Genomic DNA, 19,882 nt, shown 5'->3' on the forward strand with positions numbered 1-19,882 from the left:
TGCGATATGTTACGGAAATGTGAAAAAGAAAGACACTCAGTTTTTTCAATGACCTTAATAAAATTATTTTATGGGAGGAAATAAAATTTACTTTGCCCCTTAATTTATAGGGAATTTATTTAACCCTTCCAATAGCTTAGATACCACTTGCCATTCCGTCGAGTCCTGTTGCAATAAGCCTTGAAGAGCTAATAAATCTTTTTGTGCTTGTTCTAAATCTCCATTTTGACGCGCCACTAACGCACTGGACCATAAAACCTCAACCGAATTCGGTGCGAGTTTGCGCGCCGTAGCGACCAAAGCTTGTGCGCGTAGATTGAACACCCCTCCCTCACGCTCTGCCAGGCTATCCGCCAAGGCAATCATCACCTGCGGGTTATTCTGATCTAATTGATAAGCCCGCTCATAGGCTTCGCTGGCACGTCGCCAGTTTTCTAAGGTGCTGTGCGAGTGCCCTAACATCATCCAACCCTGAATATCTTCAGGCGTTTGTATTAAACGCGCTTCGAGTTGATCAACCAGTGTTCGGGTGGCGTTTTCAACTGTTCTTTGCTGATGCTGCTCTGCCACCAGGCCGGGTTGACCCAGCTGCCCATAACCCAACAACACCATTAAGGGTAAACTGATAAAACTGATCAGAATGACCGGCGACTTCACCATCTGATGACGCTTAGCCAGCGCATATAACAACCCCATCGCCAGCAAAATTAACAGCAACAAGCCTAACCAAAGTTCAATCATCGTGTTTTTCCTTTTGCGCATCGACTTGGGTTTGGCGCACATAGCTCACCACCCAATAGACCGAAAACAGCAATAATAAAAAGGGCGCAATCCACAGAATCAAGGTATTGGCCTGCAAGGGCGGTCGGTACAGCACAAAATCGCCATAACGCTGCACCATAAAATCGACAATCTGCTTTTCATCGGCGTTTTGATAACGCACCATCTGATAAAGTTGCTGGCGAAGGTCTTGTGCTAAGGGCGCGGTGGATTCGAGAATATTTTGGTTTTGACACACCACACAGCGCAATTCGCGCGCCATTTTCTGATACAACAGCTTTTGCTCGGCGGTATCAAACTGATAGCTTTCAATCACGGCTTGCGCTGACAAGGGAATTAGGCTGACAAACGCCAGCAGCACCAAAGACCAAACCGCTTTCATCGCACTAGCTTTCATCTGCCCCCCTTGGCATCCAGCTTTTGCAAAGCCGGCAGGAGAGAGCGCTCAATGCGCTCGGGAGTCAATGCGCCCATCCATTTATCCACCACGCGACCTTGCGCATCAATCAAAAAGGTTTCTGGCGTGCCAATCAAACCCCAATCCATTCCGATGCGCCCGGTGGGGTCAAAAATAACATGCTGATAGGGGTTACCATGCTGGTCCAACCAAGCCTTAGCGTCATCCGCTTGATCTTTGTAATTTAAACCCACTATAACCAGGCCTGGTTGTGTTTTAGTTAATTCCATTAAATGCGAATGTTCAAGATAACAGCCAGAACACCAGGATGCCCAAGCATTTAACAACCAGGCCTGGTTGAAATCGGCGCTATCAATCGGCTGTTCGCTGAGCAGATCGGTGCCCTGTAAAGCCGGTGCCATTTGCCCCACCAGCGGTGAAGGCACATGACGTGGATTCAACATCAAACCCACCACAAACAGCGCGACTAAACCGCCAAAAATCCACAAGGGCCAACTGGCTTTTTTCATTTCAGCGCCTCCTGTTCTTTGGGCGCATTAGCGGCATTGGTCGCACTCGTTGCCATCGTCGCACGGGTCGAATTGCGTCGCCCCCAAACCGCGATTAATCCACCGATCGCCATCAGCAACGCCCCCAACCAAATGCCACGAATAAACGGTTTATACTGAATGCGAAAACTCCATGCGCCCTCATCACCAATCGGCTCGCCCAAGGCGACATAAATATCACGACTCAAACGCCCATCCAGTGCCACCTCTGACATCGGCATTTCATGACCGATATAAATGCGTTTTTCCGGATGTAAAAACTGGATAAATTCCTCACCACGGTAAAGCCGAAGTGTCCCCTCGGTGGTTAAATAGTTTGGCCCCGCCCCCTGCGCCACACTTTGGAAATGCAGGCGATACTCTTTAAGCGGCACCGACTCACCCGGGGCAAGTCGAATATCGCGCTCAATGCCATACAAGCTCGAAAGTGTAATCCCCGCAATCATCACCGCAAACCCGATGTGCGCCAGCGCCGCACCGAGCATAGGTTTAGCAATCCGACCGGTTTTGCGCGCATGATTCAACAACCAAGCCAAAGCGCCAAATCCTATCCAAGCGGTCAACGCGATACCCAGCAACGCCATGCCCTGTAGATCCGGCATCAACCAAAGCGCGGCGAGTAACACCGCGATCGCCGTGAATAGCCCCAGCCACCAAAGCTCTTTTGCCAAGCGTCCAACCGAATCTTGCTTCCAACGGATATAAAACCCCACCCCCATCAAGATCGCCAACGGAATCGTTAAAGGAATAGTAATCGCATTAAAATAAGGCGGCCCGACCGAAAGCTTACCCATCCCCAGCGCATCCAACAACAGAGGATAAAGCGTGCCCAACAAGACGCTGGCGGTCATCACCATCAGCAGCACATTGTTGAACAACAGTGCGGTTTCTTTTGATTGAATTTGCATCGGCTTGATTTTGACCATCTTGGGCGCGCGCGCACTAAACAACGCCAACGCACTGCCAATCACCACCACCAAATAAATCAGAATATAGGTACCACGCGTCGGGTCGGTGGCAAAGGCATGCACCGAGGTCAACACGCCTGAGCGCACCAAAAACGCACCGACCAAGCTCATTGCAAACGCCAAAATCGCCAATAACAAGGTCCAGCCAATCAGCTGGCCGCGCTTTTCACTCACTAACAGCGAATGAATCAAGGCGGTCGCCACCAGCCAAGGCAGGAGCGACGCATTTTCAACCGGGTCCCAGAACCACCAGCCTCCCCAGCCTAATTCATAATAAGCCCACCAACTACCAAGCAAAATCCCTAGCGTCAAAAACGCCCAGGATACCAACGTCCATTGACGTGCCCATGCAAAGGTCTGTGGGCGCGCTTCGCCCAGCCAAAGTTGCGCCACCGCCAAAGAAAAACTCACCGCCAAGCCCACATACCCCATATACAACAAGGGCGGATGAAGAATTAATGCAATATCTTGCAGTAACGGATTTAATCCCAAGCCATCGACCGGCACCGTTGGCAAGCGTTCAAATGGATTGGAGGTGAACAAAATAAATAGCAAAAAGCCTAGGACAATAAAGCCCAAACCGCTGAGTGTCAGGCTATGTTCATCAGAAGTCAATGCACCGCGTTTAAGCGCTACCGCCGCCGTCCAGCCGGTTAGCATCCACGCCCAGAGCAATAACGACCCTTCATGCGCGCCCCACACCGCCGAGAATTTAAAATACCAGGGCTGGAATAGACTCGAATGCGAGGCAACATACTTGAGCGCAAAATCATCCGCCAAAAACGCCCACACCAAAATCGCCAGTGAAATGCCGGTAAACACAAAAATACTCAAGGCCAAAACCGGTGCCATCGCCACCAGGCCTGGTTGCTTGCGCCAGCTGCCATAAAACGGCAACAAGGTTAATAACACCGATAACGCAGCGGCAATAAGTAAAAAAACCAAACCCAGTTCACTGATCATTGAAATAAAAAAACCTTATAAGACAAAATTAGACAATTAGACAATTGAGATTAATAAGCCGCCGCAGGTGGCTTATGCAATGTGGCGGCGACTTCGGGCGGCATATAGTTTTCATCGTGCTTGGCCAAAACTTCCGATGCAACAAACACGCCCTGCGCATTGAGTTGTCCCTTGGCAACAATCCCCTGGCCTTCGCGGAACAAATCCGGCAGGATGCCAGTGTATTCAACTTGAATCGGGGTTTTTAAATCAGTGATATCAAACACCACCTTTAAACTATCACTGGCGCGAGACACCGAGTTTTCTACCACGACGCCGCCGACCCGAAAATCACGGTCTATCGGCGCTAAACCCTCCGCGACCTCCGAGGTCGAAAAGAAAAACATCATGTTTTGTTGAAAGGCTTGAAAAATCAACGCCGCCGCCGCTGACACACCCAACACCAAAAAACCAACCAACATTAATCGCTGACGTTTAACCGGACTCATGCAAACGTGCCTCCTCTTGCTGTTGCTGACGCCATGACTGCAATAAGCGTTGGTGACGCCAATAGGGGATCAGCAGGTTATAACCCATCACCAATAGACTCAAGCCTACCGAAGACCATACATACGCGCCATAACCGCCCATTGAAAAAAACTCGCTCATCTCGCGTTATCCTTTGACTTGTCTTTAGTCGGCTGAATCTGCGCCTGCACCATCGCCTGTACTATCGCCTGCACCCAGGCGCTTTGCGGATAACGCAGCAACAATTCAGTGCGCAAACGCAACATCAGCATCCACAGATACATTAGTTTAAACGCCAATAGGGTAATCAACAAGGGCCAAAGCATATCCGGATGAATCGATGGCGTATCAAGCTTGCTCAAGCTTGGCGGTTGATGCAATGTATTCCACCAGATAACCGAATAATGAATAATCGGAATATTCACCACCCCCACCAATGTCATCAGACTTGCGGCCTTTGCGGCTTGACGCTTATCTTCAATCGCATGATACAGCGCAAAAATACCTAAATAGATAAACAGCAAAATCAATTCGGAGGTCAGCCTTGCATCCCACACCCACCAGGCACCCCACATGGGTTTACCCCAAATAGCGCCGGTAAACAGCGCCATCAAAGTAAACGCCGCACCAATTGGCGCACTGGCAATCAACGCCAACTCGGCGACCTGAATCCGCCATACCAGCACGCTGATCGCCATCATGGTCATCGCCATATACACCAACATCGACAACCAAGCCGCCGGCACATGCACATAAATAATCCGAAATGCATCACCCTGCTGGTAATCAGCCGGTGCAAACACCAAACCCCAAACTAGCCCAATCACTAATAAACTACTGGCCAGCAGCGCCACCCAAGGCAAGCCGGTCTGGATGCGCGGATAAACAAAATGCGGCACGGCCCATTGATAAAACCACTTTAAAACTGGATGCATAATTGTCCTAATTCAAACTCAGTTTAAGCGCCTTCGCCACCGCCAAAGGCGCGAGCGTGACCGATAAAACCGCGAGTGCGGCTAACAAATAGAGTGGCCCCAATGCCGACCAACCCTGTGCCGCAACGTCCACCGCACTGGCGCCAAAAATCAAAATCGGCATATAAAAAGGCAGCACCAGCAGCGCCAAAAGGAAACTATTGTATTTTATGCCACTGGTGATAGCAACGCCGACCGCGCCAATCCACACCAGGCTCAGACTCCCCAAAACCAAACTTAATACCAAAACCGGCAAGGCGCTGACCGGCAAATGTAAGCCATAACCCAGTAACGGCGACAAGACCACCAAGGGCAGCGCATAGAGTAACCAATGACTCACCAGCTTGGCATAAGTATAGCGCAACAGGCTGGCTTGGCTGGCCGCCCAAAGCTCCAAGGTGCCATCATCATGATCACCACGAAACATGGAGTCCAACGACAAGAGTGTCGCCAACAAGGCCGCCACCCATAACAACCCAGGCGCAACCGCGGCTAGTGTCTGGGGCGAGCCCCCCAGCGCCAAAGGAAACAAGATAATCACCAAGGCAAAAAACAACAAGGGCGTTAACCAGTCCAATTTATTCGCATAGGCCAAACTCAACTGCTGCTGCACTAAGCGCACAAAACGCATTAATGCGCTCCCAACTGCAAGCGTTGCACCTTCGCCTCATCAATCATCACCGCATGATGCGCCGCCATCACCGCGATACCACCGGCCTCTAAATGGCGATCCAACATCTGCTCAAACTGTGAAATACCCTGGGTATCGAGCGCCGCTTGGGGTTCATCCAGCAACCAGACCGGTGCGGAGGTCAACATCAAGCTGGCCAGCGCCAAACGGCGTTTCATCCCCTGCGAAAATCGGCCCACTAACTGATGGCGCACCGCAAACAAACCAAAATAGTCCAAGGCTTTCAGTGGGTCAAGCTGGTTTTGTGGGCGTAAGCTGGCTAAAAAGGCGAGGTTTTGCAATGCAGTCCATTGCATTTTAAGGGCATTACGATCACCCAACCAGGCCTGGTTGGGTGCTTGACTAGCATGGTTATCTTGATTAGCATGATTATCTGAAGCGATAGAATGGGAAAAGTGAATCGACCCCTGATCGGGTTCAATTAAACCGGCAAGAATTTTTAACAGCGTACTTTTGCCAGCACCGTTGTGACCTATCAGCAACAAAAGCTGACCCGGATCGACTTCAAAACATAGGTCAGAAAATAAAAGTTGATGGCCTCGGGCATAACTTAACCCTTGAACACGTAGCACCCCTATCACACACGCAAACTATAAGCGCATCGGCATAATAACATGCTGACATTGCATGCTTCCCTCGCCCGAAGCAATCAAACAGCTATTGCTTGAATCCTTCATATTCAATGTAATCACTTCATCCTTCAGCGAGTTAAGCACATCCAATAAATAGCCAACATTAAATCCAATCTCAATCCGTTCCCCTTGATAATCAATCGCCATGTCTTCATGCGACTCATCCTGTTCCGCATTTTGCGCATGCACCGTAAGAAGGTTATGCTCAAACACCAGGCGCACACCACGAAAACGTTCATTTGATAAAATGGCTGCACGCTGCAAAATCGACTTAAATAAATTAAAATCTAGCTGAATCGGCACATCATTGCATTTGGGTATCACGCGATTATAATCAGGATAACGGCCATCAATCAGCTTACAAGTAAACACCGTGTCCATAAACTGCAAGGTTAGATAGTTTTTGGCTAAGGATAGCTTTACTGTTTGCTCGAGATCGGTGAGCAGCTTGGTCAGTTCAACAATCGCCTTACGCGGCACAATTGCCTGTGAAGGCGTGACATGACTCAAAGGATCGGACAGCATACAGGTTGACAACCGATGACCATCGGTCGCCACCAAGCGAAAACCATAAGGCGAAATATCAAACAGCATACCATTCAAATAAAAACGCACATCTTGATTCGCCATCGCAAAACCACAGTGCTGTAACAAGTTTTTAAACTCACCCTGCTTAATCTCCAGCAAAGCTTGCGCTTGCGTTAAATCAATATGAGGATAGTCCTCACCTGGCAAGGTAGATAATTTAAATGATGAGCGCCCGGCTTTTAGCGTACAACGCCCTTCTTCAAAATCAAAATGAACATGCAAACCGTCAGGCAAAGAACGCACAATCGTCAATAGCTTTTGTGCTGGCAAGGTAATGTCAAACGTTTCGCCCTCAACCGACTCAATCGGCACTTGCGAGCGGGTTTCAATTTCTGAGTCCGAGCCGGTGACAATCAGCTGCGATTGCCAGACTTGAAATAAAAAGTTACCCAAAATAGGTTTGGTTTGGCGTTTTTCCACCACACCTATGACATTTTGCAGGGCTTTTAATAGGTTTTCACGTTGTATAGTCAGTTTCATATTCAAACCTTAAGACGTAATAATTCGAATTAATTTGGTAAAGTCTTCATCAATACGATGATCGGTTTCACGCAGCTCTTTCACTTTTCTCACCGCATGCAACACCGTCGTATGGTCACGGCCGCCAAAGGCATCGCCAATTTCTGGCAAGCTGTGGTTGGTCAACTCCTTGGCAATCGCCATTGCCACTTGACGTGGACGCGCAATATTACGTGTACGACGCTTAGATAAAATATCCGCAACACGTAATTTATAATAATCCGCGGTCGTTTTTTGAATATTCTCCAGTGTGACCATTTTTTGTTGCAATGCCAATAAGTCCTTGAGCGCGTCTTTCACCAACAACAAGCTTAAAGGCTGCTCGGTAAACTGTGAATAAGCAATCACACGCTTCAACGCACCTTCAAGTTCGCGCACATTACCTCGTAAACGCTTAGCAATAAAAAAAGCGACCTCTTCAGGCAAGGAAATTCCTGCCTCACTGGCTTTTTTCATTAAGATTGCCACCCGCATTTCAAACTCGGGCGGCTCGACCGCAATTGTCAACCCCCAACCAAAACGCGATTTCAAGCGATCCTCTAAACCATCCACTTCTTTAGGAAAGCGATCCGAGGTTAAAATGACCTGTTTATTGCCTTCTAACAGCGTGTTAAAGGTATGAAAAAACTCCTCTTGAGATTGCTCTTTATTAGCGAAAAATTGGATATCGTCAATCAATAACGCATCCAATGAACGATAAAAGCGCTTGAAGTCTTCAATTTTATTATGACGCAATGCATTGACCATATCCGCCACAAAACTCTCAGAATGCAAATAGGCGACACGCGCATTCGGATTCTTCGCCAACAAGGCATTACCAATCGCATGCATCAAATGGGTTTTACCCAAGCCAACCCCCCCGTAGATAAAAAAGGGGTTATAGCTGCCACCCGGATTATCAGCCACTTGACGCGCCGCCGCGGCCGCCAACTGGTTGGCCTTCCCCTCAACAAAATTATCAAAAGTGTAGTTAGGGTTGAGCTTATGCTTGATGGTTTTTTTTGCCACCTCGGCACTGGGTGTTTTTTTGACGGCAGGCTGCTGCAAAGGCTTGGGAACGGTTGGCTCGTTAACAGGCTCATCTAAATCATAATCACCAATTTCCAAACGCACCTGGGGTGGGTTATCAGGAATAACACGCTCAACCGCCTGACGAATATTACTCATCAGCTTACGGTTTACCCAATCCAGGATAAAAGGCGTCGGGGCTAAAAGTCGGATAACAGAGTCTTCTTCAATGACTTTTAACGGACGAATCCAGCTATGAAATTGCTGCTCATTGAGATCATCTTCTAAATACTTGAGGCTTTGTGACCATAAATGACTCAAATTCGTCTCCTTTTAGGCGAAACTTTATTAATAAGTTCAATTATAGCTGTGAATAACTTTAAAAAACAGCCCCCACTTGTGGATAACTTTTCAATAAACCCTGTGGATAAGTAGTTTATTGTTTCAATAAGTTGATGAAATAATTATAAAAACAGAGGTGGATAAAAATTTTTAAAATATCTCAGCTTTGACACATTAGAAGAACAACATCTTCAAGCCAAGCACGATTAACAAATAGGCAAATAACCGCTTCAACAGCGTTACTGAACTGCGATGTGCTAGCTTTGCGCCCCAATGTGCCGTAAAAACACTCATCACCACAATCGCTAAAAACGCTGGCCAATACACAAACCCTGTGGTGTAGCTGGGTAAATCATCCAACTTTAACCCGGCCAACATATATGCCAGGGTGCCAGATAAAGCCACCGGCAAAGATAAGGCTGCCGATGTCGCGATCGCCTGATGCGCTTTAATGTTATGCCAAAGCTGATACGGCGTACTCAAAGAACCGCCCCCCACACCGAGCAATGCCGATACCCCACCTATCCCGGCTCCTGCTGTATTACGTGCCACCAGGCCTGGTAGCTGACGATGGGGCGCGGGTTTTTTGTTCGCTAACATTTGCCAAGCCACCAACAACTCCATCACGCCAAATAATTTTGCTAACACCGATGTCGAAAAAAACTGCGCGCTCCACGCGCCAACAAACGCACCGAGTAATACACCCGCTATCATGGTTTTTAAAATGTCCCAGCGCACCGCTTGATGACGATGGTGGGTATTGACCGATGATAAACTGGTAATTAAAATCGTCGCCAACGACGTTGCAATCGCGATATGCACACTATAAGGACTCTCCAAATAAATCAAAAACACCGTGCTTAAAATCGGCACCAGTACCAGGCCACCCCCAATCCCAAGCAGCCCAGCCAATAAACCGGCAAACGCACCCGCAATCAAATAAATCAGGATTTCAATAAACATGGCACTTCTCTCTTCTCCATAGGGTGTAATCGAAAGTGATGGTTCCGGTTCCGGTTCCGGTTCCGGTTCCGGTTCCGGTTCCGACCCCCACGTCATTCCGGCGAAGGCCGGAATCCCAAACCAACGGCGTACAATCTCAAGAGATCTCGGTCTAAGCCGGGATGACCTGTCAACGAACCAGGCCGATATGCACTTTCAATTGCACCCTTTTCCATACAAAAAAGCCACGCATAAGTGCGTGGCTTTTTTAAACTTAACCGCTCAAAGAAGGTTAGCGTTTTTTCTCGGCTAAAGCCTCTTTGGCATCCATTTTTTCGATTTTCTTCGTAATATAGTATTGCTGAGAAACCGAAAGAATGTTGTTCATTAACCAGTAAAGCACCAAACCAGCCGGGAACCACATAAAGAACAGCGTAAAGATAAACGGCAATAGGCGCATCACCTTTTGCTGCATTTCATCCATCATCGCGGTCGGGTTCAGTTTTTGCTGAATCCACATGGTTAAGCCCATCAAAATTGGCAACACAAAATACGGATCTTTGGTTGATAGATCACTAATCCACAAGATCCATTCGGCTTGACGCATCTCGACAGAATAGATTAGCACCCAGTAAAGCGCGATAAACACCGGCATCTGCACCAAGATAGGCAAGCAGCCCCCCAGCGGATTGATTTTCTCCTCTTTATAGAGCTTCATCATCTTCTGCTGGAAGAGTACTTTATCGTCACCGTAGTTTTCTTTTAACTGCTTTAACTTCGGCTGGAACTTGCGTAACTTCGCCATCGAGTAGTAACTCTTCGCCGATAGCCAGTAGAACGCCAACTTAATCAAAATCGTCAATACAATAATCGACCAACCCCAGTTACCGACAATATTATGAATATGGTTAAGCAACCAGAAAAGGGGTTCAGCTAGGATCGTAAACATCCCATAGTCAATGGTACGCTCTAAACCCGGTGCAATCTGTTTCAACACATTTTGTTCGGTTGGGCCAATATAAATTTGACTGGTGATCACACCCGTCTGACCCGCGTCAATCGTCACAGCCGGCTCGACCACACCGATCGAATAACGCCCTTGATCCAGCGCACGTGCATAATAAGTATTGGTTACATTTTGATTCGGCACTGCGGCGGTCACAAAGTAATGTTGAATCATCGCCGCCCAACCGCCTTGAATCGGCAGGTTTTCTAGGGGCTGATTGGCAATGTCTTTAAAATCGTATTTGTTATACTTTTTGTCATCACTGTAATGATCGTAATATACAGGTCCGGTATAGGTGTACATCATCAACGAGGAATAAGGATCATGCGCGGTACGCACAAACTGAGAATACAAACTACCTGACCAGGCCTGGTCAGTGCGGTTGGTCACCTCATATTCCACATCAATCAAATAAGAACCACGGGTAAACACATAGGTTTTAGTGACCTCAACGCCGCCCTCACGCCAAACCATCGGCACACGCAATGTATCACCTTCCATACGGAACTCCGTTTGCTCAACATGGAAAACCGAACGGTGTGTTGGCGCAGGTAAGGCGGCACTCGGCGGGGTGGCAATACCGTTTTGGTGGAAATAAATCAACGGCCCTTGATCACCCATTAAATGAAACGGTGTATCACGATCACGCGGCATGCCATGCAGCGGTGTACGCGCATCACGGATATCACCGCCCAGGGTATCAATTTCAAGATGAAGTGTGTCCGTAATAACACGAATTCGCTGTTGCTGCTCCATTCGCGTGACGGCCTGTGGGACATCCGCGCCCTGTTCCGTTAGGCTCATCGCACCGTCTATCGGCATATTCGCCATCGGCACATCGGCAGGGCGATCAGCATGAATAGCGGCTTGATTCGGATCTATTGGCGGTGAAGCGCTAAACTTCATCCATTGAAACCACAACCACATGGCGGTAAAGGCCAGGGCAATCCACCAAAACGCTCTCATATTCATGCTTATTCCTTAACGCTTGTCTGTTTTAAATCGCTATTTGCAATTTTATTAATCAAATGAAAAAAACTATTTGCTAGAGTCTGGTTGTCAATGTCTTGCATTCCTCTACGCCCTAACACGACAATATCATAACCGCATAAATGATTTTTATGTTGACGAAATCCCTCACGCGCGATTCTTTTTACCCGATTACGCCAGACAGCCCGCGATAATTGCTTTTTAGACACCGCCAAACCCAAACGCGGCAACGGCAAATGGTTTGCACGAACAATTAAAGTCCAATGACGATTAGCAAATTTTTGAGCATCCGTAAATGCGAGAGTGAAATCAGCGGGGGTAAGTAAACGAAGGGATTTAGGAAAATCGTGTTGAAGCAGCCCGTGAGGTGGCTGCTTCAAGGCTAACGCGTGGGAGGCGACAGAATCAAAACTCATCTCACTGCTATACAGTTAAGCGAGCACGACCCTTTGCACGACGCGCCGCAAGTATCTTGCGACCATTTTTAGTTGCCATGCGAGCACGGAAACCGTGGTTGCGTTTGCGTTTAATAACGCTTGGTTGAAATGTACGTTTCATGTTTAAATACCTATTTCATTTCGATCGAAAAAAGAGAACAGCAAATACTAATCACTTTTTCAAAAAAAAGCAAGCAAATTCTTTAACAAAAGCCGATAAAGCCGCTGACTCTTCAAATCAAACAAGGCCATTAAGTTAATAAGAAAACCGGTCATTGCGAGGCTGAAGGCCGTGGCAATCTCTAACAAACTGAGCACGCCCTTGAGAGATTCAGGCTTCGCGCTGACTTCGTTGGCCGCGTCGCTGCGCGCCTCGAAACAGGTTTATTCAAAACTTAATGGCAGTGAGGCACAGCGTGGGATCGAGTTATAAACGTTAGCCCATTCAGGTTAAGTGCTTTGGCTTCTTGGGTAGGTTGCATTTATAATGCATCTTTTATTCTTGAGAACTGGCTATGAGTCTTAAAGACACGTTGTTTTCCAATCCCTATGAGGCGGTCGGCGCCTTTCAGTTTGACGAATCAGTGGTGGCGGTGTTCCCCGACATGATTTCGCGCTCAGTGCCGGGTTATCAAACTATTTTAACCGGCATCGGTGAGCTGACACCCCTGTTTGCACAACCCAATAGCCAGATTTATGATCTGGGTTGCTCGCTCGGTGCGGTCACCTTGACTATTCGCCGCAAACTCAATAACCTGCCCTGCCAGATCATTGCGGTCGATAATTCGCCCTCGATGATTCAACGCGCGCAAGATTACTGCGCCGCCTTTCACTCCGAAACCCCCGTGCAGTTTGTGCTGGATGATATTGCCAATATCAAGATTGAGAACGCCTCTATCGTGGTGCTCAACTTCACCTTGCAATTTATCGAGCCTGAAAAACGCCAAGCTTTATTAAAAGCAATTTATGCGGGTTTAAACCCCGGTGGGGTCTTAATTCTATCGGAAAAAATACACTTCCCTGACCCACCCATTCAGCAAGCCATCGAGCATTTACACCTCCAATTTAAGCGGGCGAATGGCTATTCTGAACTCGAAATCAGTCAAAAACGTGCTTCGCTCGACAATGTACTCATCAGCGACAGCCGCGAACAGCATCTTGATCGCTTAGAAAAAGCCGGTTTTGGTCATGCAGAAGTTTGGTTGCAGGCGTATAATTTTGTCTCTTTTTTAGCGATCAAAAACGAGAGTGTTCCACGTGAAACAACACCTTGATAGCCTTTGGCCTCAACTTAATGACACCCCCCTTTCTCAATGGGAAAATGCGCTTGCCCCATTAATTGAGGCGGCGCTGCACCCAGAAAACAATGGTAATTTGCCCCGCTGGTCGGCGGCACTTGACCAAATACAAGCACTACCTAAGGCTGAACAAATCGCACTGAATCAGTCGGCTGTCACGGCGATTACGCCGGAGCTGACGAGCAAGCAAACCGAACAACTGGAAACCGCACTGCGTGCCTTGATGCCTTGGCGCAAAGGCCCTTATCAAATCAATGCGCTGCATCTTGATACCGAGTGGCGCTCCGATTGGAAATGGGACCGCGTTCTGCCTCACCTCGCGCCGCTCAAAGGTCGCAAAATACTCGATGTCGGTTGCGGCAGTGGTTATCACCTTTGGCGCATGCGTGCAGAACAGGCCAAGCTGGTGATTGGCATCGACCCCAGTTTACTGTTTATGGCACAATTTTTGACCCTGCATCACTTTATTGGCGATGCCGCGACCTATTTTATCCCCCTCCCGCTTGAAGCCTTACCTGAATCCAAGCTAGGCGGCGGATTTGATACGGTGTTTTCAATGGGTGTTCTCTATCATCGACGCTCGCCGCTTGACCATTTAGACGAACTGAAACGTCAACTCAAAAAAGGCGGTGAACTGGTATTAGAAACGCTGGTGATTCCAAAAGAATACGGTCAGATACTCGTGCCAGAAGATCGTTATGCACAGATGCGCAATGTGTGGTTTTTGCCCTCGGTGGAGGAGTTAGCACACTGGATGCGTCGCTTAGGATTTGAAAATGTGCGTTGTGTTGATCTAGACCAAACCTCAACCGACGAACAACGCGCCACCGATTGGATGCAATGGAACTCACTCAAGGACTTTTTAGACCCGAATGACCCAAGCAAAACCTGCGAAGGCTATCCCGCGCCTTTGCGCGCAGTAATGCTAGCCAACAAACCGGGTTAATTATTCAACCCGAAAAACAACAGGATTTACAACCCAGAGCAAACGCATCTAAATAATAAAAAAATCATAACAATAGTCATGATTAACCTCGTTAACCTCGTTCCCACGCTGTGCGTGGGAATGCAGACCGATTTAACCTATGAAACAACGCTCAAACCCAAGTCCAAGGCGCTCCCACGTTCAACGTCACTGCCATTAAGTTAAGAAAAAAACGGTCATTGCGAGGAGCGCAGCGACGCGGCAATCTCTCAAGGGCGTGCTCAGTCTGCCAGAGATTGCCACGGCCTTCGGCCTCGCAATGACGCAAGTTGGTTCACTCCGTGTTGTCACTCATTCCTTAACTTAATGGCAGTGACGTTCAACGTGGGAGCGAGACCTGATTGTAAGCTGTTGATTTATTATTTACTTTAGATGCGTTTGCCCTGATTTATAACCAGGCCTGGTTATAAATCCTGAGCAAAACGATTGCTTAACCACCACTTAACGATCACTTAATCATCGCTTTCAACGCCTGCATTTGCTGTGTCATTAAGTCCTTGGTTGTTTGGTTGCTCAAGACCCCTTGCTCATTAAACGCGTCATGGGCGCTCGCCACCATAATCTCTGGCACACCCAACACCCTCGCGCCTGGGTAAATCAAAATCTCACGCAAATGATACTGCGCGCGACCGCCGCCAAACGCACTCGGGCTCGCGCTCATTAGCGCCACAGGCTTGTCGCGTAAAGGCGCTTGCGGATGAATCGATAACCAATCCATCGCATTTTTCATCACCGCCGTAACTGAATAGTTAAACTCGGGCGAGGCCAACACCAGCGCATCCGCTTGGCCAATTGCCTCCGCTAACTGATCCACCGCCGCCGGAAAACCTGTAGCTAAATCATCAGGATTTAGCAACGGTAAGTCTTCAAGCGTGCGCACCGTCATGGTCACGCCCTCCGGCACAAGCTGACAGGCTTCTTTTAATAAAGCGGTATTCAAAGACGCTTTTCGCAAACTGCCACTGATTCCTAAAAACTTCATTTTCTCTCTCCTCAAACAATCCTAAACAACCCAAAAAATCAAACCCAATCAAGCTCAATCAAACCAAGTCAAATAACAAAAATTCCGCTTGCGAATCGGTTGTGATCACCAGGCCTGGTTCATCCTCAATGGCAAGTGCATCGCCCGTTTGCATCAGCTCACCATTCACATCCAGCTCGCCTTTCACCAGTTGCAACCAAATTCCACGCCCAGCACGCAAATCAAATTTTAGTTCTTGCCCTTGGGTCAATTCGGCGCGATATAAATCAACATCTTGGTTAATAAACACCGCACCATCGCGTGGGGTTTGACTGGCTAATAACACCAGCTGACCCGGCGCGGCTTGATCATAACGAATCTGCTGATAACCCGGTTTAATGTTTTTTTCAGCCGGCATCAACCAAATTTGGTACAGGTGCGTTAATTCGGTGTCCGATGGATTAAATTCGCTATGGGTAATCCCCGTACCCGCGCTCATGCATTGAATTTCACCCGGCAGAATTTCCTCCAGATTCCCCATACTATCTTTATGCGCCAGACGACCTTCAATCAGATACGTAATGATTTCCATATTGTCGTGTGGATGGGTGGGAAAGCCACTATTCGGCTGAATCCAATCTTCGTTAATCACCCGTAAACTACGAAAGTTCATATGATGACGATCAAAATAACCCCCAAACGAAAAGCTATGATAGGACTCCAACCAATCAATTTTATTGTACCCACGCTCTTTAGACGGTCTTAAACGCAACATCGCTCTACTCCTTGTTTTAATCTTGTTAATCTTGGTGAATTTACCTTGTGCCCATCTTAACTTTTTCCTATTAAATTGATAAGATGCAATTTATAAAAGCTCTTTTTCTCAATAGAAAATATTCAACACATGACGAGATAGCCAATGATCAACCGTAAAGACAGCCTTGAGGGCTTGAGTATTTTTGTGCAGGTGATTGAATCGGGCAGCTTTAGCGCGGCGGCGACAGAACTCGGGCACGCGGTGTCGCATATCAGTAAATCGATTACCAAACTCGAACAACGCTTGAGTGCGCGGTTGATTAATCGAACGACACGCAGCCTTAGCTTAACCGATGTCGGCCAGGTCTATTATGAAAAAGCCAAGCAAATTGTCGGCGATGCGCGTGAAGCCGAACAAAGCATTCATCAACTGCAAGACACCCCAAGTGGACGTTTAAAAATCAGCGTGCCCAATAGCTTTGGTCAATCGCATATGCAACCGGTGATTCGTCAATATATGCAGCGCTACCCGCAAGTCAAACTGCAAATTGACTTTAGCAGCCGCTTAGTTGATTTAATTGGCGAAGGCTTTGATTTATCGGTTCGCATGGGCCAGTTGAAATCATCCAACTTAATCAGCCGAAAACTGCTAGATTTTGATTTTTACACTGTTGCCAGCCCCAATTATCTTGCGCGCCATTCGACTCCCTTACATCCGCAAGATTTAAAACAACATCAAGCCATCAAATACATGTACAACCAAGTACCGATTACCTGGGATTTTTGCACCGCTGAGGGTGATCCGCTGCATGTGGAGGTTGAAAACAAGGTGGAATGCAATAATTTACCAATGCTCAAAACCCTCGTACTGGCGGGTGTCGGCATCACCCGCATACCCAGCTACGATTGTGAACAGGAAATCAAAACCGGTCAGCTAATCCGATTACTGAGCGAGTATGATATGCCAAGCCTGTGTGCGTATATGGTCTACCCGCACCGCTTACACCTTTCAGCTAAGGTGCGCGCGTTTGTTGATATGGCATTGGCGCATTTTAAAACGAATGAAAAGAGCCCGGATATTTCATAAACTTCACGCGAATTTATGAATCGAAGAAAGCGAAGCTAAACATCCGGGCTAGGAGCCTTGAAAACCAAACACCCAACCCTATAAACGGTGTTTGAATTCTTAATTGGAGAACAAAATGATTACACTCTGCCCGCATTGCGGTGGCTTAAACCGCGTGGCTGTCGAAAAATTTAAATCTAACCCAAAATGCGGGCATTGCAAACAAGCCCTACTGACGGGTAAACCGATAGAAATGAGCAGCGCCCAATTTCAACGTGCGCTGGATAAATCTGAACAACTGCTGGTAGTGGACTTCTGGGCCCCTTGGTGTGGACCCTGCCAAATGTTCGCACCCACTTTTTCTAACGCCGCGCAACAAATCGAAGCACAATACCCGCAGGTTCGATTTATTAAAATCAACACCGAACAGGAGCAAGCCATCGCCGCGCAATGCCATATTCGCTCCATCCCTACCCTAGCCGTATTTAAAAACGGTCAAGAAATAGACCGCATCTCCGGCGCGATGGACTTAACCCAATTTAAACAATGGGTCTTAACGCATGTTTAGGCTGTTTATAACCAGGCCTGGTTGAGTTAGAGTAAGATTTGCGCCTTTGACGATTTCCTTACATGATAAAATGCCTTTTTAACTTTTTGGCTGGTTATGGCGCGTCTTCAATCGCTTTCTTTGCATCATTTTCGTAATATTGAACAGGCTGAGCTGGCGTTTGCGCCGGGGCTAAATGTGTTAATTGGCGATAATGCAGCGGGTAAAACGTCCGTGATTGAGGCGTTGTGGTTGTTGGCGTCTGGGCGTTCGTTTCGTAGTCATAAACCGCAACAGCTGATTGCTTTCGAACAACCGCAGTTGGTGTTGTTTTGTGAAGTGGCGCAACATAACCAAACTTTTAAGCTTGGGCTGGCTCGCGATGCACAGGGGGTTAGTCTAAAGCTGAATGGCGAAAAACAACCTAGCCAAGCCGAGTTTGCCCGCCATTTGCCTATTCAACTCCTCACCCCCGAGAGCCATCGGTTGCTAGAGGAAGGACCGAAGGCACGCCGCCAGTTTTTAGATTGGGGTTGCTTTTATCACCACCCCAATTTTATGCCCGCTTGGCGATATTATCAACGTGCGCTCAAACAGCGAAATCAGGCGTTAAAAAGCCAGTTAAGCACGGATCAGGTGAATTTATGGAACGCGCCTTTGGTTGAAGCGGGCGAGCGCATTAGCCAATTGCGTGCGGATTATTTAACCGCGCTGACACCTTATTTAGTCGATTTTTGCCAGCAATTGATGCCCGAACTTCAGCGCGAACCCGAGCTGAAGTTTTACACGGGCTGGCCGGCGAATGCGCCCAATTATGCCAGCGTACTTGAAGACCATCTCGCCCGCGACCGTCAACTGGGGCATACCCAATATGGCGCGCATCGTGCGGATATTAAAATCAAGGTGAATCATCAAGAACCCCTGATTGGTTTATCGCGCGGGCAGCAAAAGTTGTTTGTTTGTGCCTTGTTATTAGCCCAAGCGCACTATTTACAAGCGCAAACCGACGATTCGGTGATTATGTTAATTGATGATTTGCCTGCTGAATTAGACTTGGTTCATCGCACCAGCTTATTGCAGTTGTTGCAAAATCTTGGGATTCAACACCTGATCACCAGCACCGCCCGCGAGCTGATTCCTGGGCATGAGAACGCACAGGTGTTTGAAATTCACAAGGGCACAATCACCGGCCAACGCCCTTCGCGTTCAATCACTTCAACCGGCGTTTGATAGACGGTTTCAATCGTCTGCTGGGTCAGCACTTGATGCACCGCCCCTTGCTGATAAGCCTGACCGTTAGACAGTAACAGCGCACGATCCGCATACTGCGAGGCGAGATTTAAATCATGCAACACCGCGACCACCGCCATGTCATAGTCTTTCGCTAGGCGACGCAATACCTGAAAAACCTGTTGTTGGTGAGCCAAATCCAAACTGGAGGTGCATTCGTCTAACAATAGCAGCGGCGGCAATCCGCCAGACTGCTTGGCCTGTTGCGCCGCGTGCAAAATTTGCACCACCACCCTTGCCAATTGCACCCGCTGTTGCTCACCGCCGGATAGGGTTAAATAATTACGTTCGCTCAAATGCGCCACATCAAATAGGTTTAAGGCCTGGTGGACCCGTTGCTGGCTTTCGGCTTTACTGGCATGCAAAACCGCCATGCTGACCACCTCCTCAGCCAGAAACGGAAAGTCCAAATGCACTGCTTGGGGCATCACCGCACGCAATTGCGCTAACTCTCTGGGTGAATAACTAGACAGCGACCGACCCTGAAATTCAACCGCCGATTTATAGGCCTCCATTTCGCCGGCCAAGACTTTTAGCAAACTCGATTTACCCGCCCCATTCGGTCCAAGAATGACAAACAACTCACCGGCTTTTACCTCAACCGAGATAGCGCGTAGTATGGCTTTGCCACTTAGGGTAAGGTTAAAATTTTCTACTGAAATCATC

At 48.0% G+C, this 19,882-nt stretch carries 23 protein-coding genes; 5 read left to right on the forward strand and 18 right to left on the reverse strand.

All coding sequences use genetic code 11. From position 1 onward, the window contains the following. Window positions 1–99: 99 nt before the first annotated feature. The 15 genes from NA59_RS03765 to rpmH all read right to left on the reverse strand — a co-directional run bounded on the left by NA59_RS03765 (window position 100) and on the right by rpmH (window position 12,434). The gene (locus NA59_RS03765; RefSeq protein ID WP_044408229.1) at window positions 100–741 is read right to left on the reverse strand and encodes a tetratricopeptide repeat protein; all 642 of its coding nucleotides are present in this window, start codon (window positions 739–741) and stop codon (window positions 100–102) included. Further along, window positions 734–1,177, reverse strand: a complete 444-nt coding sequence (locus NA59_RS03770) for a cytochrome c-type biogenesis protein (RefSeq protein ID WP_083944914.1) — start codon at window positions 1,175–1,177, stop codon at window positions 734–736. The genes NA59_RS03765 and NA59_RS03770 overlap by 8 nt, the downstream gene beginning before the upstream one ends. Next, window positions 1,174–1,707, reverse strand: coding sequence for a DsbE family thiol:disulfide interchange protein (locus tag NA59_RS03775; RefSeq protein ID WP_044408232.1), 534 nt, complete (start codon window positions 1,705–1,707; stop codon window positions 1,174–1,176). The genes NA59_RS03770 and NA59_RS03775 overlap by 4 nt, the downstream gene beginning before the upstream one ends. Next, a complete protein-coding gene (locus tag NA59_RS03780) occupies window positions 1,704–3,677 on the reverse strand; it encodes a heme lyase CcmF/NrfE family subunit (protein ID WP_083944916.1) in 1,974 nt (657 codons plus the stop codon). The genes NA59_RS03775 and NA59_RS03780 overlap by 4 nt, the downstream gene beginning before the upstream one ends. Window positions 3,678–3,727: 50 nt before the next feature. After that, window positions 3,728–4,165 carry a cytochrome c maturation protein CcmE gene (gene ccmE, locus NA59_RS03785; protein WP_044408235.1) on the reverse strand — a complete coding sequence of 146 codons (438 nt, stop codon included), beginning with the start codon at window positions 4,163–4,165 and terminating at the stop codon, window positions 3,728–3,730. After that, window positions 4,152–4,325 carry a heme exporter protein CcmD gene (ccmD, locus tag NA59_RS14720; RefSeq protein ID WP_083944918.1) on the reverse strand — a complete coding sequence of 58 codons (174 nt, stop codon included), beginning with the start codon at window positions 4,323–4,325 and terminating at the stop codon, window positions 4,152–4,154. The genes ccmE and ccmD overlap by 14 nt, the downstream gene beginning before the upstream one ends. Further along, the gene (locus NA59_RS03790) at window positions 4,322–5,119 is read right to left on the reverse strand and encodes a heme ABC transporter permease (protein ID WP_052501441.1); all 798 of its coding nucleotides are present in this window, start codon (window positions 5,117–5,119) and stop codon (window positions 4,322–4,324) included. The genes ccmD and NA59_RS03790 overlap by 4 nt, the downstream gene beginning before the upstream one ends. 7 nt (window positions 5,120–5,126) lie before the next feature. Next, the gene (ccmB, locus tag NA59_RS03795) at window positions 5,127–5,789 is read right to left on the reverse strand and encodes a heme exporter protein CcmB (protein ID WP_052501442.1); all 663 of its coding nucleotides are present in this window, start codon (window positions 5,787–5,789) and stop codon (window positions 5,127–5,129) included. Continuing rightward, window positions 5,789–6,421: a heme ABC exporter ATP-binding protein CcmA gene (gene ccmA / locus NA59_RS03800; RefSeq protein WP_044408519.1), complete on the reverse strand. Its 633-nt coding sequence runs from the start codon at window positions 6,419–6,421 to the stop codon at window positions 5,789–5,791. The genes ccmB and ccmA overlap by 1 nt, the downstream gene beginning before the upstream one ends. A gap of 18 nt (window positions 6,422–6,439) precedes the next feature. After that, window positions 6,440–7,549 (reverse strand): DNA polymerase III subunit beta, encoded by a 1,110-nt coding sequence (gene dnaN / locus NA59_RS03805; RefSeq protein ID WP_044408238.1) that lies wholly within the window; start codon window positions 7,547–7,549, stop codon window positions 6,440–6,442. Window positions 7,550–7,558: 9 nt separating this feature from the next. After that, window positions 7,559–8,917, reverse strand: a complete 1,359-nt coding sequence (dnaA, locus tag NA59_RS03810) for a chromosomal replication initiator protein DnaA (RefSeq protein ID WP_044408240.1) — start codon at window positions 8,915–8,917, stop codon at window positions 7,559–7,561. Between the two features lie 195 nt (window positions 8,918–9,112). Beyond that, a complete protein-coding gene (locus NA59_RS03815; RefSeq protein WP_044408243.1) occupies window positions 9,113–9,901 on the reverse strand; it encodes a sulfite exporter TauE/SafE family protein in 789 nt (262 codons plus the stop codon). 271 nt (window positions 9,902–10,172) lie between these two features. Continuing rightward, entirely contained in the window at window positions 10,173–11,858 is a 1,686-nt protein-coding gene (gene yidC, locus NA59_RS03820; RefSeq protein ID WP_044408246.1) for a membrane protein insertase YidC, read from the reverse strand. 2 nt (window positions 11,859–11,860) lie between these two features. Further along, window positions 11,861–12,292, reverse strand: a complete 432-nt coding sequence (gene rnpA, locus NA59_RS03825; RefSeq protein WP_083944920.1) for a ribonuclease P protein component — start codon at window positions 12,290–12,292, stop codon at window positions 11,861–11,863. Window positions 12,293–12,299: 7 nt separating this feature from the next. Next, on the reverse strand, window positions 12,300–12,434 hold the full coding sequence (gene rpmH / locus NA59_RS03830; RefSeq protein ID WP_029933481.1) for a 50S ribosomal protein L34: 135 nt from the start codon (window positions 12,432–12,434) through the stop codon (window positions 12,300–12,302). A gap of 394 nt (window positions 12,435–12,828) precedes the next feature. Here rpmH and cmoA point away from each other — a divergent pair, with 394 nt between their 5' ends. Next, window positions 12,829–13,587 (forward strand): carboxy-S-adenosyl-L-methionine synthase CmoA, encoded by a 759-nt coding sequence (gene cmoA / locus NA59_RS03835; RefSeq protein WP_044408252.1) that lies wholly within the window; start codon window positions 12,829–12,831, stop codon window positions 13,585–13,587. Continuing rightward, complete coding sequence (cmoB, locus tag NA59_RS03840) at window positions 13,571–14,557, forward strand: tRNA 5-methoxyuridine(34)/uridine 5-oxyacetic acid(34) synthase CmoB (protein WP_232504026.1); 987 nt, start codon at window positions 13,571–13,573, stop codon at window positions 14,555–14,557. Before cmoA ends, cmoB begins: the two co-directional genes overlap by 17 nt. Window positions 14,558–15,044: 487 nt before the next feature. Here cmoB and NA59_RS03845 read toward each other — a convergent pair whose 3' ends face one another. Next, entirely contained in the window at window positions 15,045–15,578 is a 534-nt protein-coding gene (locus NA59_RS03845) for an NADPH-dependent FMN reductase (protein ID WP_044408258.1), read from the reverse strand. Between the two features lie 58 nt (window positions 15,579–15,636). After that, window positions 15,637–16,332 carry a pirin family protein gene (locus NA59_RS03850; protein WP_044408260.1) on the reverse strand — a complete coding sequence of 232 codons (696 nt, stop codon included), beginning with the start codon at window positions 16,330–16,332 and terminating at the stop codon, window positions 15,637–15,639. Window positions 16,333–16,476: 144 nt separating this feature from the next. On the opposite strand from NA59_RS03850, the gene NA59_RS03855 reads away from it, so the two are divergent. The 3 genes from NA59_RS03855 to recF all read left to right on the forward strand — a co-directional run bounded on the left by NA59_RS03855 (window position 16,477) and on the right by recF (window position 19,156). Further along, complete coding sequence (locus tag NA59_RS03855) at window positions 16,477–17,400, forward strand: LysR family transcriptional regulator (protein ID WP_044408263.1); 924 nt, start codon at window positions 16,477–16,479, stop codon at window positions 17,398–17,400. 115 nt (window positions 17,401–17,515) lie between these two features. After that, a complete protein-coding gene (trxC, locus tag NA59_RS03860; protein WP_044408266.1) occupies window positions 17,516–17,947 on the forward strand; it encodes a thioredoxin TrxC in 432 nt (143 codons plus the stop codon). 96 nt (window positions 17,948–18,043) lie between these two features. Further along, a complete protein-coding gene (gene recF / locus NA59_RS03865) occupies window positions 18,044–19,156 on the forward strand; it encodes a DNA replication/repair protein RecF (protein WP_044408269.1) in 1,113 nt (370 codons plus the stop codon). Here recF and NA59_RS03870 read toward each other — a convergent pair. Then, a complete protein-coding gene (locus NA59_RS03870) occupies window positions 19,096–19,881 on the reverse strand; it encodes a heme ABC transporter ATP-binding protein (RefSeq protein WP_044408272.1) in 786 nt (261 codons plus the stop codon). The genes recF and NA59_RS03870 overlap by 61 nt on opposite strands. Window position 19,882: the final 1 nt, after the last annotated feature.

It is taken from the genome of Thiomicrospira microaerophila (genome assembly GCF_000934765.1).
GTDB lineage: Bacteria > Pseudomonadota > Gammaproteobacteria > Thiomicrospirales > Thiomicrospiraceae > Thiomicrospira > Thiomicrospira microaerophila.